The 13,839-nt window shown below is 63.1% G+C and carries 15 protein-coding genes; 6 read left to right on the top strand and 9 right to left on the bottom strand.

Annotated features, from left to right (window positions below):
• Nucleotides 1–47: 47 nt before the first annotated feature.
• The 9 genes from ADN01_RS05050 to ADN01_RS05010 all read right to left on the bottom strand — a co-directional run bounded on the left by ADN01_RS05050 (nt 48) and on the right by ADN01_RS05010 (nt 8,355).
• Nucleotides 48–392, bottom strand: a complete 345-nt coding sequence (locus ADN01_RS05050; RefSeq protein ID WP_062419901.1) for a hypothetical protein — start codon at nt 390–392, stop codon at nt 48–50.
• A complete protein-coding gene (locus ADN01_RS05045; RefSeq protein WP_075070971.1) occupies nt 389–1,681 on the bottom strand; it encodes an ABC transporter substrate-binding protein in 1,293 nt (430 codons plus the stop codon). Before ADN01_RS05045 ends, ADN01_RS05050 begins: the two co-directional genes overlap by 4 nt.
• A 68-nt stretch (nt 1,682–1,749) precedes the next feature.
• On the bottom strand, nt 1,750–2,748 hold the full coding sequence (locus tag ADN01_RS05040; RefSeq protein ID WP_062419904.1) for a M42 family metallopeptidase: 999 nt from the start codon (nt 2,746–2,748) through the stop codon (nt 1,750–1,752).
• A 29-nt stretch (nt 2,749–2,777) separates the two neighbouring features.
• Nucleotides 2,778–3,596: an aminoglycoside N(3)-acetyltransferase gene (locus tag ADN01_RS05035; protein ID WP_062419905.1), complete on the bottom strand. Its 819-nt coding sequence runs from the start codon at nt 3,594–3,596 to the stop codon at nt 2,778–2,780.
• A gap of 10 nt (nt 3,597–3,606) precedes the next feature.
• Nucleotides 3,607–4,698, bottom strand: a complete 1,092-nt coding sequence (locus tag ADN01_RS05030; protein WP_062419906.1) for a M42 family metallopeptidase — start codon at nt 4,696–4,698, stop codon at nt 3,607–3,609.
• Nucleotides 4,699–4,701: 3 nt separating this feature from the next.
• A complete protein-coding gene (locus tag ADN01_RS05025; protein WP_062419907.1) occupies nt 4,702–5,763 on the bottom strand; it encodes a zinc-binding metallopeptidase family protein in 1,062 nt (353 codons plus the stop codon).
• 16 nt (nt 5,764–5,779) lie between these two features.
• Nucleotides 5,780–6,202, bottom strand: coding sequence for a hypothetical protein (locus ADN01_RS19190; protein WP_152974007.1), 423 nt, complete (start codon nt 6,200–6,202; stop codon nt 5,780–5,782).
• Between the two features lie 81 nt (nt 6,203–6,283).
• The gene (locus ADN01_RS05015; RefSeq protein WP_236690972.1) at nt 6,284–7,135 is read right to left on the bottom strand and encodes a vWA domain-containing protein; all 852 of its coding nucleotides are present in this window, start codon (nt 7,133–7,135) and stop codon (nt 6,284–6,286) included.
• Between the two features lie 119 nt (nt 7,136–7,254).
• Nucleotides 7,255–8,355, bottom strand: a complete 1,101-nt coding sequence (locus ADN01_RS05010) for an ATP-binding protein (protein WP_062419908.1) — start codon at nt 8,353–8,355, stop codon at nt 7,255–7,257.
• Nucleotides 8,356–8,567: 212 nt separating this feature from the next.
• Here ADN01_RS05010 and ADN01_RS05005 point away from each other — a divergent pair, with 212 nt between their 5' ends.
• The 6 genes from ADN01_RS05005 to mutM all read left to right on the top strand — a co-directional run bounded on the left by ADN01_RS05005 (nt 8,568) and on the right by mutM (nt 13,838).
• Nucleotides 8,568–8,972 (top strand): cobalamin B12-binding domain-containing protein, encoded by a 405-nt coding sequence (locus ADN01_RS05005; protein ID WP_062419909.1) that lies wholly within the window; start codon nt 8,568–8,570, stop codon nt 8,970–8,972.
• An 8-nt stretch (nt 8,973–8,980) separates the two neighbouring features.
• Nucleotides 8,981–9,982 (top strand): methylmalonyl Co-A mutase-associated GTPase MeaB, encoded by a 1,002-nt coding sequence (gene meaB, locus ADN01_RS05000; RefSeq protein WP_062419910.1) that lies wholly within the window; start codon nt 8,981–8,983, stop codon nt 9,980–9,982.
• Between the two features lie 84 nt (nt 9,983–10,066).
• Nucleotides 10,067–11,386 carry an aspartate--tRNA(Asn) ligase gene (aspS, locus tag ADN01_RS04995; RefSeq protein ID WP_062419911.1) on the top strand — a complete coding sequence of 440 codons (1,320 nt, stop codon included), beginning with the start codon at nt 10,067–10,069 and terminating at the stop codon, nt 11,384–11,386.
• A gap of 15 nt (nt 11,387–11,401) precedes the next feature.
• Nucleotides 11,402–11,950, top strand: a complete 549-nt coding sequence (locus ADN01_RS04990) for a GNAT family N-acetyltransferase (RefSeq protein ID WP_062419912.1) — start codon at nt 11,402–11,404, stop codon at nt 11,948–11,950.
• Nucleotides 11,951–11,962: 12 nt separating this feature from the next.
• A complete protein-coding gene (locus tag ADN01_RS04985; RefSeq protein WP_236690971.1) occupies nt 11,963–12,955 on the top strand; it encodes a ribose-phosphate diphosphokinase in 993 nt (330 codons plus the stop codon).
• A gap of 58 nt (nt 12,956–13,013) precedes the next feature.
• Nucleotides 13,014–13,838 (top strand): bifunctional DNA-formamidopyrimidine glycosylase/DNA-(apurinic or apyrimidinic site) lyase, encoded by an 825-nt coding sequence (gene mutM, locus ADN01_RS04980; protein ID WP_062419913.1) that lies wholly within the window; start codon nt 13,014–13,016, stop codon nt 13,836–13,838.
• The last annotated feature ends 1 nt before the right edge of the window (nt 13,839 follow it).

Below are 13,839 nucleotides of genomic sequence, written 5' to 3'. Positions count from 1 at the left end.
TGCGTGGATGGGAGAAAGCGGTAAATTGCGCGAAGCGGGTGGGTTACTTACCTGTGCTCTTTGCGCGAGATGGTGGTCAGCGTGCCCACCACCACGATCAGCACCAAAATGACCCCGGCAAACACCACCCCATCCGTCTGGTTGTGATTTTCCAGCCATTCCTCCGGCAGCGAGGTGGGCGTGCGGGTGGCCCGCGGTTGAGAAGGGCGCTGCGCTATCTCACTTTGCAGGATGGGGTTAGCAGCCTCTGCCGCGGGCACCGCCGGCCGCGGATCCATAGAAACCGAGATGGTGAAGACCAGCAGCAAAGCCGCCACCGCCATCACCGGCGGGGTCATCCATCCGGGCAGACGCCTAAAGATGCGGTTCAGAAAGGAGCGAAAAGGACTCATGGGCTTTGTGTCTCCCGCAGCCGTTCCGCGGCGGCTTCCGCGGCTTGAAGGGGGTCGCTTTGACTCTTGATCACTTGCAGCACAGCCTCCTGCAGCACCGGGCCAATGCTGGCGACCAAATCATTGGCGGGGCGGGTTTCGGCAGAAAGGGCCGCCTGATTGAGCATGGACTGCAGGCTCTGGTTGTTCCAGGCCGCCAACGCGCTGGGGCGGGTGGGTAAATAACCGGCCGCCGCGCTCCACTCTTGTTGAAATTCACTGGCCGTCAAAAATTCCGCCAGGCGCACGGCCATTTCGCGCCGTTCGGGGTGCGGGTCGGGCATGGCCCACAGCCAGCCGGTGGCCAGGGTGTAGGCGTGGTCGCCCAGGCTGGGCAGCTGCGCGGCGGCGGTGTCCACCGGCAGCTCCGCCAGATAGCGCGAGCTCCAGGTGACCACCCAGGTGCCGCGCGGTTCGCGGTAGCCCTGCCAGGCCTGCCCGTCGGTTTGAAACTGCCCCAACCAGTAGGGAAAGGCCCCCTGCTGGGCGCCCTCGGCGTACAGCGAGAAGACCTGCGCCAGCCGCACCGGGTCCAGCGCAGGGCGGCCCAGCTCGTCTTCCAACGGCCCATCCAGCGAGCGGTACAGCGCCAGGGTCATCAGGGCCTGCGGATCGCCCGCGGGGAAGATCAGCGGCTGGCCGCGGCTCATCACGTCATCCCAGGTCTGCACCGGCGCGCTGCCCACCTTTTCCGCACGGTACAGCAGCAGCAAAGCGTCTCCGGCGAAGGGCAGGCCAAACAGGCTCCCGTCCAGCGAGGCCAGTTGGGCGGCGTAGGCAAACCAATCCGGCTCATCCATCACCGCCGTCAGGTCGTCCAGCGGGAACACCAGCCCCTTCAGCGCGGCGGTTTCCAGGTCGGTGCGCGAGAGCAGCACCAGCGAGGGCAAAGCCTCCGGCGCGGCCAGGGTGGCCGCCGAAAGCGATTCCAGCAAGCCGCCGGGGCCGTTGGGGGCCTTAACGCGGATTTTCACCTGAACGCCCGGGTTTTGATCTTCAAAGGCGCGGATGCGCGCCAGAAGCACATCCGCCCCGCGCACCTGCCCCCGCGGGTCAAAGCCCGGCGGCACCCACACCGTCAGAATCTGCGTGCTGACGGCCGTGGGCGCGGGCGAAGGGCTTAACTGGGGGGTGGGGCTCTGGGCGGGCGGGGCGGCGGTGGGCTGCGGCGTGGGGGTGAACAGGCTTACCGCCGGTTGGCAGGCCGACAGCAGCAGCGCTGCCGCACTCAGCAGCCACAGGGATTTCAAGGCGCGCCTTCCCCACCCCGCACCCTTGCGGCGCGCGGCCGTACGTGGGGAAGGCGCTGCCAATCGGTTCATTTCAAAACGATGGGGTGCGCCAGCAGTTCCACAATCAGGCGCACGGCGTTCTGCACATCGCGGTAGTCCACCATCTCGGACGGCGAGTGAATGTAGCGGCAGGGGATGGAGACGCAGCTGGCCGGAACGCCCGCGCGCGCCATCTGAATGGCGGTGGCGTCAGTCGTGCCGCCTTCGAGAATTTCCAGCTGGTAAGGCAGCTTGGCTTTTTCGGCGGTCTTGACCATCAGATCCACCAGGCGCGGGTCAGAGAGCATGCGCCCATCGCGCACCTTAATCGCCGGGCCGTTGCCCAGGGCCACTTCCATGAAGCCGGATTTGGGCGTGTCACCCGTGCCGGTCACATCCACCGAGATGCCGATTTCGGGATCCACGCCGTAAGCGGCGGTGGTGGCCCCGCGCAGGCCGACTTCTTCCTGCACGCTGAACACGAAGTAGACTTCGTGATCGGTCTTTTTGAGGGCGCGCAGGGCTTCAATCTGCACCGCGCAGGCGATACGGTCGTCCATGGATTTGGCCACAATCTTGTCGCCCAAATCCAGGAAAGGCCGCGTAAAACCAGCGATATCGCCCACCTTCACCGGGCAGTCCGCGCGGCTGGTGGCGCCCACATCAATGAAAAGCTGGTCGAAGGTCGGCTGGCGGTCGGGGCTTTCCGGCCGTTCCATGCCGATCACGCCCTGCACACCGGTAATGAAGTGCACGCGGCCGCCCACGCAGGTGTGGGGGCGCACGCCGCCGATGGTGGTGAAGCGCACGAAACCCTTCTCATCAATGTGGGTGGCCATCACGCCGATTTCGTCCATGTGGGCCGAGAACATCACCCGCACGCCGTTGGGGCCTTTTTTGCCCTTGCGCACAATCAAATTGCCCAGCGCATCCACCCGCACTTCGTCCGCCAGCGGTTCCACTTCCGCGCGGATCAGGTCGCGCACAGTGCCTTCGTAGCCCGAAGGGCTGATCGTCTCGACCAATTTTTGAATGAGGTTCTTCATACAGGTCTCCTGAAATCGTAGAAAAATTCTTAGCGACGGTGGCTTTCCATCCAGCCTACGGCGAAATCCACCATCGGGCGTTGGCGAAGGAGGGACGTCTGGGCCAAGCCCACCCGCCCCGTAAAGGCATCCCCCGGCGCAGGGATGTACTCCGCGCCCAGGGCTGCGAAATCGTCACTGTCCCACTCGTAATCTTCAAAAGTCACCCAGCACCGCTCCCCATCTGCCAAAACGGGCGCACCCTGCTGAATCCGCTGCGGGTTGGTCAGCCGGGCGCGCACCTCAGCCAGGTGCAGCGAGGTGTTGGTGTTGTGATCGGTGCCCAAGAAGAGCACCCACCCATCCAGGGCATATAGGCGCGCCAGGGGGGATTCTTCGCCCAGGGCGGGGGTCAGCGCGTGATCGCGGGTCAGTTCACCGGCCCGCGGCCCGCGCGCCGCAAAGGATAGCTGGGGGTGCTGGCTGCGCAGCGTGCCCGCCTGGCGCCGGAAGGTCTCGGCGATCACGCCCATGCCGCGGGTGGGGGTCAAATCGGTCTGAAAGGCGGGGGCCTCCGCGCGGATCACCGGCCACCAATCTTCGGGGACGGGTGGGTGACACCAATGCGAGGGCTCGGATAAATCGCCGGAATGGGCCGGCATCATCAGCGTGCCTTCTGCGCCCAGGGCGTCTTCCAGGGCCAAAATCACCGCCGCAGGGCCGCCCGCCACCCAGCCCAAACGGCTGAGCGAGGCGTGCACCAGCAGGGTCATGCCCGCGCGCACCCCCAGGCCCTCCAGGTCACGGCGCAGCGAAGCGCGCGTGATGGGGCCTTGAGCGGTTTGGAGAATGGCTTCTTGCTCGCCCATGCGGTTCCGATCAGCGCCGCTCGTCCGCCAGCAGGCGGTCGTCCAGGCGCATCAAAGCCGCAAACACCAAGGCCAGCGTATTCTGCCAGTCCGACAGGCGCGCCAGGCCGATAGCGGTGTGCGCATAGCGCCCCGGAACCGAGATGGACACGCTGGGAACGCCGCCGCGCACGCGGTGAATGGCGCCCGCGTCAGTTCCGCCGCCGCCGGGTTGGCGCAGCTGGTAGGGGATCCCCAGGGCGTCGCCGGTTTCAAACAGCCAGCGCAGCAGGCGCGGATCGCTCAGCGTGGCCCCGTCGGCCACGTAGATAGACGGGCCGGCGTCCAGGCGGGTGTTGTAGCGGGCGTTTTCGCTGCCGTCCCACACCGGCAAATCGTTGGCGGGGGTCGAATCGATCACCACGGCCAAATCGGGGTTAAAGGCATACGCCGCCACGCGCGCGCCGCGCAGGCCAATTTCTTCCTGCACGGTGAAAGCCGCCAGCAGTTCCACATGTTCGGGGGCGTGCTTCACCAGCTCAATCAAGGTAGCCACGCCCAGGCGGTCATCCAGGGCCTTGCCCATCAGGCTGGGGCCGGCCTGCTTGAAGCGCGTGGCAAAGGTGGCGCGGTCGCCCACGCGGGCCAAATCCGCCCCGCCCGGGCCCAGGTCAATGCGCAGTTGATCCATCGGGATCAAATTGCGGCGTTCTTCGGGGGTGGTAAAGTGGATCGGGCGCGCCCCAATCACCCCGGGCACGCGCTTTTTGCCCACCAAGACGGTCTTGCCCACCAGTTGACGCACGTCAATGCCGCCAATTTTCTCAAAAGAGAACAGGCCGCCTTCGTCTTTGTTGATCAGCATGAAGCCGATCTCATCCATGTGCGCGGCGATCATCACACGAACGGGGTTGGCGGTTTTGGCCTTGCGGGTCACCAGCACATTCCCCAGGGCGTCCACCTTCACCTCATCGGCGAAGGGTTTCACCGCTTCCAACACAATCGCGCGCACTTCGTTTTCTTCGCCCGATACCCCCACCGCGTTGGAGAGGCGCTCCAGCAGGGCAATTTGATCGGGGCCAATTTGGGGGATTTGAGCGCGAATTTCATCGTTGCTTGCCATAGCTCAGTCCTCCCACGTCAGTTTGGACATGAAATCGGGTTCCAGGCGCGAGATAAACTCGGCCATCAGCTGCCCGGTGCGGGTGATGTCCTTCAGGGCCACCACTTCCACCGGCGTGTGCATATAGCGCAGGGGGATGCTGATCACCATGGTGGGGATGCCCTCCGCCACCACCTGCATGGCGTAGCCGTCCGTGCCCGAATGCGAGGGCATCACGTCCATCAAAGTGGGGATATCGAGGCGGTCGGCCAGATCTTTAAAGGATTTATACAGGAAGGGGTGGATGTTGGGCCCGTAGCCCAGAGCCACGCCCTTGCCCATCGGGTGGGCGCGGTGATCGCCCGCGCCGGGGCCTTTGGCAAAGGTCACATCAATGGCCACCGCCAGATCGGGGCGAATGTCAAACGGCGAGGTGAAAGCGCCCAGGAGGGCTGTCTCTTCTTGAGCCGAGGCCACCGCGTACACATCCCAACTGTGCTGCATGTGTTGAAGCTCCTTCAGACAGTGGGTCAGGGCGGCCACAGAGGCGCGGTTATCCAGCGAATGTCCGGCCAGAGCGTCCCCGGCCAAATCCAGGGGTTCCTGGGCAAAGGAGATCAAATCGCCCACGCGCACCATCTTCTTCACGTCGTCGGGCAGTAAACCGGTATCCACAAACAGGTACTCCATGTCCACGGGTTTGCCCTGCAAACGGGCGGGCAGCAGCGCATCGGGGGGTGAAACCACCACCCCGGGCAGCGCCTCGCGCCCGTGCACCGTCACCGGCTGGCCGGGCAGAATGCGCGGATCCACGCCGCCGATCTGGGTGAAGCGCAGCAAGCCGCCGAGAATGCCGGTGACCATCAGGCCGATGGCGTCCATATGGGCAGAGAGCAAAATGCGCGGGCGAGGTGCTGCGCCCGAGCCGCGTCGTAAGGCGTGCAGGCTGCCAACCTTACTGGTGGTGATTTCATCCACCAGCGGTTTCCAGACAGCCGCAATGGCCTCACGAGCCGGACCTTCATAACCTGACAGGCCCGGTAGGGAAAGCAGTTCTTTGAGGAAGGGGGTCAGTTCTTGGGTCATATCGGTTGGGGGAAAACTAGGGGTTTGTTGTAGCCGTCGGGGTTTCAGTCTCCGGCGGCGGGGGGATGGTTGGGGTCGCCGATGGCGGCGCAAGGGTAGGAACCTGGGTTTCGGTGGGGGTGGGGGTGATCGTCCGCGTGGGGGTGTTGAAGGGGGTGAACGTCAGCGAAGGCGTCCAGGTCTGCGTGATGGTCGGGGTGATCGTCATCGTGTTCGTAGTGAACACAAACGGCGTTTTGCTGGGCTGCGCCGTGGAGGTCGCCGCCGCCGGGGTCAGAGTCACAGACGCGGTCAGCGTGGGCGTGGCTGTGGGAACCCGCCGGGTGGCGTCGGTCAATGACAGCACCACAAACCCCAGGCAGTAACAAACCAGCGACCCCAGAATGACAGCGATCAGTATCGAGCGAATGCGAGCAGTACGGCTCCCCGAAGCGAGCATCCAAGTTCTCCTTGTACCTCATGATAACACCACCCCAAAGCGAAGGCAAGGGACGCACCCTGCCCGACCGCGGGGGCAGGTTTACCGCCCGTCGTCGGCTTTGGCGTTGGCCTGATTCATTTCCTGGCGCACGGTGTAATACAGATTTTCCGCCTTGAGCTCGGTCAGCGAGTAACAGGCCGCGTTTAAATGTTCGGCCAGGGTTTGCGCCAGGCCCTGATCAAAGGCCTGATGTTCCATATTAATCACCACGCTGTGAATGTGTTCCATGGCGATCAGCTCGGCCACGCGGTTGGATTCTTCCTGCGGCGGCAGATGTCCCATCGAAACGTTGCCCGCCCCATCGGTGAGCACCAGCAGCAGCGGCATCACATCCGGGTGGAAGAGCTTTTCGCGCCGCAGCACATCATGGGCCAGCTGCAGCCCGGCAGAAAGCGGGGTTTTGCCGCCGATGGGGATATCGCGCAGGGCGCGCTGCGCCAGCTGCACCGAGTTGGTGGGCGGCAGCACCAGCGTGGCGCGGTCTTTTTGGAAAACGATCAGTCCCACGCGGTCGCGGCGCTGGTAGGCGTCGGTCAGCAAAGAGAGGATGGCCCCCTTGGTAGCGGCCATGCGCTCGGCCACCGCCATCGACCAGGAGGCGTCCACCAGGAAGAGCACCAGGTTGGCCATGCGCCGCACGCGCACTTTTTTCATTAAATCCGCATGCTGAATAGCAAACGCCACCTGCTGCCGCTGTTCGGCGCGCCGAATTTGAAACGGCGCGGCCGTGCGGATGGTGGCGTCAAAAGCGATATCGGTGGTGTCCCCATTGGCGGGGCGGGCCTGCACATAGCGACCGCGCTTGCGCTCGGTGTGCGTGCGCGAGCGCCGCCCGGCGTGGCTGCGCACCATCTTGTCCAGGGGGGTATCCAGGCGGCGGGGGTCAAACACCTCGCCAGTTTTTACTTTTTGGCCGCCGTCCCACCAATAGGCGTTGCGGTCGTCAAACGGGTTCTTTTCCGAAGGCTCAACCCGCCCCTGCTCACTCAGTTCCTCTTCCTGACCGTCGCTTAACTTTTTTTTTGCGAGGTGGATTCCTCGCTCTTCTCTTCTGACGGCTCCGAAGGTGTGCCGGCGCTGCTGGAACCTTGCAATTGCTCGATGCGCTCGTGCAGTTCTTCCATGCTCATTTCCGACTGCGAGAACGGGCCGCGTTTCAGGCGGTGAGGCAGAGCCAGCTCGGCGCCGATGGCGATATCGCGGTCGGTGATCATGGTGCGCCCTTCAAAAGCGGCCTGGGCGCGCGCCGCCTTCAGAATCACCAGGTCAGCGCGGTGACCTTCCACATTTAAGGAAGCCGTCAACGAGGCGATGGAGAGCAGGTCGCGCTTGGTAAAGCCCACCTGATCCACCAGCCCGCGCGCCGCCTCAATCTGGTGCGACAGGTCAATTTCACGCGGCATCCAATGATCGCGAAAGGCCTGGGCGTTGTTTTCGTAGGCCAGGTTTTGTTCCATAATCTGCACCCGCTCGCGGGCGCTGCGAATGCCGAAAATATCCACCGAAAAGGCAAAGCGGTCCAAAAGCTGCGGGCGCAGATCGCCTTCTTCCGGGTTCATCGTGCCCACCAGGATGAAGCGCGCCGGGTGCGAGAAGGAAATGCCTTCGCGCTCCACGATGTTCATGCCCATCGCCGCCGAATCCAGCAGCACATCCACCACATGATCGTCCAGCAGGTTGACTTCGTCAATGTACAGCAAACCGCGGTTGGCTGCTGCCAAAACCCCAGGCTCAAAGGCGCGCTCGCCCTTCTTGATAGCCTTTTCAATGTCCAACGTTCCCACCACGCGGTCTTCGGTGGCGGAAACGGGCAAGTTAATGAAGGGGGTGGGGCGCTCTGCGGTGGGCAGTTCCTCACCGCGCCCTACGCGCTCGCGGCATTCCGTACACCAGGCGTCCGGCTTGGCCGGGTCGCAGCCAAAGCGGCAGTCGCTGACCACATGCACATTCGGCAGCAGAGCCGCCAAAGCGCGCGCCGCCGTGGATTTGGCCGTGCCGCGCTCGCCGCGGATTAACACACCGCCGATGCGCGGGTCCACTGCGTTTAATACCAGGGCGCGCTTCATGCGTTCCTGGCCAACAATCGCGGTAAATGGATAGATCACGGGCATAGGGCATTGTCCTCAATTCAGGTTCGTTAGAAGTTTACCACCACACCCCACCGCTCGCAACCTTAAGGGCAGCTTACAAGCCTGCAAAGTGCATGACTTTTATCCTGTTATTGCTCGATAAACGAACCGACTCCGCGGCGCTGTGTTGATCGCCTTATGCGGCGCGGGTATAATCAATGCAGCCTGATCCTATTTTTGTGTGGGAGTGACACATGGAGCGCAAAATTCGCGTTTTAATCGCCAAACCTGGCCTGGATGGACATGACCGCGGGGCCAAGGTAGTGGCCCGCGCCCTGCGCGACGCTGGCATGGAAGTGATCTACACCGGCCTTCGCCAGACCCCCGAAATGATCGCCGAAGCCGCTTTGCAGGAAGATGTGGATGTGGTCGGCATTTCCATCCTCTCCGGCGCGCACATGACCCTGGTGCCGCGCGTGGTGGAACTGCTGCGCGCCAACGGGCAAAATAACGTGCGTGTGTTCGTGGGCGGGATCATCCCCGAAAATGACGCCGCCGCCCTGCTGGAAAAAGGCGTGGCCGCCGTGTACGGCCCGGGTTCTGCCACCAGCCAAATTGTCAAAGATATTCAGGACGCCCTGATCGGGGCAGCTGCATAAATCACCTCATGTCCCTCGTAGAAGCTCTTTTGGCAGGCGAGCGGCTGGCATTGGCTCGCCTGCTTTCGCAAGTGGAAAATGACACCCCCGCCGGACGGGCCGGGCTGGACGCGCTGTATGCGCACACCGGCCGCGCCCACCTGGTGGGCATCACCGGCTCCCCCGGAACCGGCAAATCCTCCCTGGTGAACCAGTTAGCCCTGGCCCTGCGCCGCCCGCCCGAAGGCACGCCCCCCCTGCGGGTGGCCATTGTAGCCGTGGACCCCTCCAGCCCGTTCAGCGGCGGGGCTTTGCTGGGCGACCGCGTGCGCATGCGCGACCTGAGCGGCGACCCAGGCGTGTTCATCCGTTCGATGGCCTCGCGCGGCGCGTTGGGCGGGCTGGCGCGCGCCACCGCCGCCGCCGTGCAGGTGTTGGACGCCGCCGGTTTTGATATGATCCTCATCGAAACAGTCGGTGCGGGGCAGTCCGAGGTGGATATTGCCCGCCTGGCCCATACCACCCTGGTGGTAGAGGCCCCTGGCCTGGGGGACGATATTCAAGCGATTAAAGCCGGCATTTTGGAAATCGCCGACATCCTGGTGGTGAACAAAGCCGACCTGCCCGGCGCGGATAACACCGAACGCGCCCTGCGCATGATGCTGGAACTGGCCAACCCCGGGCGCGACCCGCACGAACATCAGGGCTGGCGGGTTCCCGTGCTGCGCACGGTGGCCGCCCAGGCTCAGGGCATCCCAGAGGTCATCGCCGCCGTCCAGCAGCACGCCCAGCACCTGCGCAGCAGCGGGGAATGGCACAGCCGCGACCGCGCCCGCCTGACCCACGAATTGGAAGACCGCCTGCGCAGCACCCTGGCCGAAGAATTTCACCGGCGCCTGCCCGCAGCGGACTACGAAGCCGCCGTTGAAGCCCTGCTCCAACGCCAGCTTTCCCCCAGCCAGGCGGTGGAAAAATTGCTGCGCCAGGCCGACCCGGCCCGCAGCCCCCAAAGCGGATCTTCAAATGGATGAAAATTGCACCTCGTTTCGGGGCATCCATGCGTTAAAATAAGAGAGTACTTATTGTGCTCATATCATGCTGAGGAGAAAAAACGTATGGAACGCACCCCTATCCACCGCCTGCGCGAGTTTATCGGCCAAAAAGTGACCGTTCAAGGCTGGCTGCAAACGCTGCGCGATCAGAAGAAAATGCAATTTCTCATTATCCGCGACCGCACCGGCTTGGTGCAGGTGGCTTTTTGGAAAGCGAATGATCCGGCCCTGGCCGAGCGCATTTCCACCCTCGGCACCGAAAGCGCGGTCACCATTACCGGCACGGTGATTGACAACGAAATTGTCAAACTGAACGGCCTGGAAATCCAACTGGAAAGCCTGGAGATCGTCAACGCCGCCGAAGCCCCCGTGCCCTTTGAGCCCTTTGGCGACAGCCTGCCCTCCATTGACTTCCGCCTGGACTGGCGCTATTTGGATCTGCGCCGCGCCGAAAACCTGCTGCTCTTCACCGTGCAGACCACCGTGGAACAGGCCATGCGCGAATACTGGCTGCAGCACGATTTCATGGAAATTCACTCGCCCAAGATCATGGGAACCCCTTCGGAATCGGGCGCGGAATTGTTTGAAGTGGCCTATTTCGAGCGCAAAGCCTATTTGGCCCAGTCGCCGCAGTTCTACAAGCAAATGGCCATGGCTGCCGGATTTGAGCGCGTGTTTGAAATCGGCCCGGTCTTCCGCGCCGACCCCTCCTTCACCTCCCGCCACATGACCGAATTCACCGGCGTGGATATGGAGATGTCCTGGATTGACTCGCACGAAGACGTGATGGCCTTCACCGAACGCTGGATCCAGTACGTCTATCAGGTGGTCAAAGACAAGCACGGTGACGAAATCCGCGAGAAACTGGGCGTGGAAATCAAGGTGCCCACTGTGCCCTTCCCGCGCATCAGCATGCACGACGCCTATGTCGTCCTCAAGCAGGTGGGCTATGCCCTGCCGCCCGAAAAGAAGGGCGACCTGGACCCCGGCGGCGAACGCGCCATGGCCGATTACGTCAAAAAGACCTACGACCATGATTTCTTCTTCCTGATTGACTGGCCCATCACCGTGCGTCCCTTCTACCACATGCGCCACGCCGACCGCCCCGATTTGACCAAGAGCTTCGACCTCATCGCTGGCGGCCTGGAAATTGCCACCGGCGCCCAGCGCGAACACCGCCCTGATATCTTGCTTCAGCAAGCCTTTGAAAAGGGCCTGCACCAGGAACCCATCCAGTTCTATCTGGACTTCTTCCGCTACGGCTGCCCCTCTCACGGCGGCTTTGGTCTGGGCCTCTCACGCTTCATGATGGTCATGCTGGGCATCAACAACATCCGCGAAACGGTGTACATCTTCCGCGGCCCCACCCGGCTGAACCCCTAGTAAGGGAAGGCTGCGATGATTTTTGGAGACCGCCTCCGGCTGCGTGCCATCGAACGCGAAGACATCCCGCGCTTTGTCACCTGGTTCAATGACCCGGACGTGCGCCACTACCTGGGCCACATCCTGCCCATGTCCGCCGCCCAGGAGACCAGCTGGTACGAAGGCATGATCACGCGCGACCCCTACGAGCGCCCGATGGCCATTGAAGTGCGCACCCCCGAAGGCTGGCAGATCATCGGCAACATCGGCCTGATGAATTTCAACTGGGTCAGCCGCCACGCCGAAGTGGGTCTGGTGATTGGCGAGAAAGAGTTTTGGAATCAAGGCTACGGCACAGAGGTGATGGGTTTAATGCTGCGCTTCGCCTTTCACACCCTGAACCTCAACCGTGTCTACTTGCGCGTGGATGCGCGCAACAAACGGGGTATCCGCGCCTATGAGAAAGCGGGCTATGTCCTCGAAGGCCGCCTGCGGCAAGATTGCTACCTCGATGGGGAATACGGCGACACGCTGCTCATGGGCGTTTTGAGATCGGAGTGGGCCGCTCAACGGCCCGTTGAATAAGGAGCAACCCCTATGCCTGTTTCTTTTGGGCGGCACGAGCGCATGATGTACGGAGATATCAAGCTGTACTCGGGAACTGCCTCTCCGGATCTGACCGCGCGCGTTGCCAACTACATCGGGCTGCCAGTCTGTGAACAGGATGTCATCTGTTTCCCCAACGACAACCTGTTCATCAAGCTGCATTCCAGTGTGCGCGGTCAGGACTGCTTCATCATTCAAACCACATCCCCGCCGGTTCACCGCAATTTGATGGAACTGCTCATCACCCTGCAAACCCTGCGTCTGGATTCCGCCGCGCGCGTCACGGCGGTGGTGCCCTACCTGTGCTACGCCCGCTCGGATAAGAAAGACCAGCCGCGCGTGCCCATCACCGCCCGCCTGGTGGCCGATATGATCGAAGTGGCCGGGGCCGATCGCTACATCACCCTCGACCTGCACGCTGGACAGATTCAGGGCTTCTTCTCCATCCCTGGCGATGTGCTCACCGCCTTCCACATTCTGGTGGATTACCTGGCCTCCATCCAGCCGCGCATGCACAAGCCCGCCATCGTCACCGCTGATCTGGGCTTCGCCAAAAAAGCGCGCAACTTCGCCGCCGGTCTGCATGTGCCCATGGCCTTCATCGAAAAACGGCGCGTGGCCAATGATTCCAAGGCCCAGGCCCTCAATCTGGTGGGCGATGTCTTTGAACGCGATGTGATCATCGTGGACGACGAAGTCGATTCCGGCGGCTCCATCACCCAGGCGGTCAACCTGGTGAAACAGTACGGCGCGCGCGATGTGTATGTGGTCTTTGTTCACCCCATGCTCTCGCTCAACGCGTCTGAACGGTTGGCGGCGCTGCCCGTGCGCGAATTCATCACCACCGACACCATCCCCATCCCGCCCGAAAAGGCCGTCCACTTCGGCAACCGCCTGCGCGTACTCTCCGTGGCCTCGCTGTTGGGCGAAGTCATCCTGCGCGCCAACGCTGGCCGCAGCGTGGGCGAAATGTTCAACGAATAGTACCCTCCCTCCGGCGGAAGGTTGCCCTTCCGCCGGAGGTTTAACATAAGCCGCTCCTATGCCCGAACTGCCCGAAGTTGAAACCATAGCGCGAGCCCTGCGCGAAGGCGGACGCGGGGGGGTGCCCATCCCAGGGCGCCGGATTGAACGCGCCGAGCTGCTTTGGCCGGGCTGCCTGGCCACACCCACCGCCGAGTTCCAACACCTGCTCCCCGGCCAAACCGTGGAGGCGGTGGAACGGCGCGGCAAATTCCTCATCCTGCGTCTGAACACCCACGCCCTGCTCATCCACCTGCGCATGAGCGGGGATGTGCGCGTGGAGGCGGCCGGCCAGCCGCTGCAAAAGCACGACCGGGCTGCCTTCCACTTCGCCGACGGTCTGCATCTGGCCTTCAACGATGCGCGTAAATTTGGCCGCCTGTGGTTCACCCCACTCCCGCAGAACATCACCGCCCATTTGGGGCCGGAACCTTTTGATGAAGCCCTCACTCCCAGCGCCTTTCACCAGCGCCTGAGCACCCGTCAGCGGCAGCTGAAACCCCTGCTGCTGGATCAAAGCTTTTTGGCGGGCATGGGCAACATCTACACCGACGAAGCCCTCCACCGCGCCGGGCTGCATCCCTTGTGCCGCTCGGATGCGCTCCAACCCCAGCACAGTGCCCGCCTGCTGGATTCGATTCGCGCCGTGCTCAGCGACGGCATCCAGCGCAACGGAGCCAGCATCGATTGGGTTTACCGCGGCGGCGATTTTCAGAACAACTTTCGCGCCTACCAGCGCACCGGCCAGCCCTGCCCGGTGTGCGCAACCCCCATCCAGCGCCTGGTCGTCGGTCAGCGCGGCACGCACATTTGCCCGCGCTGCCAGCCCCTGGAACCGCATTAGG

The organism is Levilinea saccharolytica, from assembly GCF_001306035.1.
Lineage (GTDB): Bacteria > Chloroflexota > Anaerolineae > Anaerolineales > Anaerolineaceae > Levilinea > Levilinea saccharolytica.
Note: the sequence above shows the minus strand (reverse complement) of the source record. Positions and strands in the feature narration are given on the sequence as shown.

Excerpts from the sequence above, each read along its gene's own strand:
- ADN01_RS04990 (WP_062419912.1), top strand. The coding sequence starts at position 11,402 with ATGATTTTTGGAGACCGCCTCCGGCTGCGTGCCATCGAACGCGAAGAC.
- aspS (WP_062419911.1), top strand. The coding sequence starts at position 10,067 with ATGGAACGCACCCCTATCCACCGCCTGCGCGAGTTTATCGGCCAAAAA.
- ADN01_RS05035 (WP_062419905.1), bottom strand. The coding sequence starts at position 3,596 with ATGGGCGAGCAAGAAGCCATTCTCCAAACCGCTCAAGGCCCCATCACG.
- ADN01_RS05025 (WP_062419907.1), bottom strand. The coding sequence starts at position 5,763 with ATGACCCAAGAACTGACCCCCTTCCTCAAAGAACTGCTTTCCCTACCG.
- ADN01_RS05010 (WP_062419908.1), bottom strand. The coding sequence starts at position 8,355 with ATGCCCGTGATCTATCCATTTACCGCGATTGTTGGCCAGGAACGCATG.
- ADN01_RS05040 (WP_062419904.1), bottom strand. The coding sequence starts at position 2,748 with ATGAAGAACCTCATTCAAAAATTGGTCGAGACGATCAGCCCTTCGGGC.
- ADN01_RS04985 (WP_236690971.1), top strand. The coding sequence starts at position 11,963 with ATGCCTGTTTCTTTTGGGCGGCACGAGCGCATGATGTACGGAGATATC.
- ADN01_RS05030 (WP_062419906.1), bottom strand. The coding sequence starts at position 4,698 with ATGGCAAGCAACGATGAAATTCGCGCTCAAATCCCCCAAATTGGCCCC.
- mutM (WP_062419913.1), top strand. The coding sequence starts at position 13,014 with ATGCCCGAACTGCCCGAAGTTGAAACCATAGCGCGAGCCCTGCGCGAA.
- ADN01_RS19190 (WP_152974007.1), bottom strand. The coding sequence starts at position 6,202 with ATGCTCGCTTCGGGGAGCCGTACTGCTCGCATTCGCTCGATACTGATC.
- ADN01_RS05050 (WP_062419901.1), bottom strand. The coding sequence starts at position 392 with ATGAGTCCTTTTCGCTCCTTTCTGAACCGCATCTTTAGGCGTCTGCCC.
- meaB (WP_062419910.1), top strand. The coding sequence starts at position 8,981 with ATGTCCCTCGTAGAAGCTCTTTTGGCAGGCGAGCGGCTGGCATTGGCT.
- ADN01_RS05005 (WP_062419909.1), top strand. The coding sequence starts at position 8,568 with ATGGAGCGCAAAATTCGCGTTTTAATCGCCAAACCTGGCCTGGATGGA.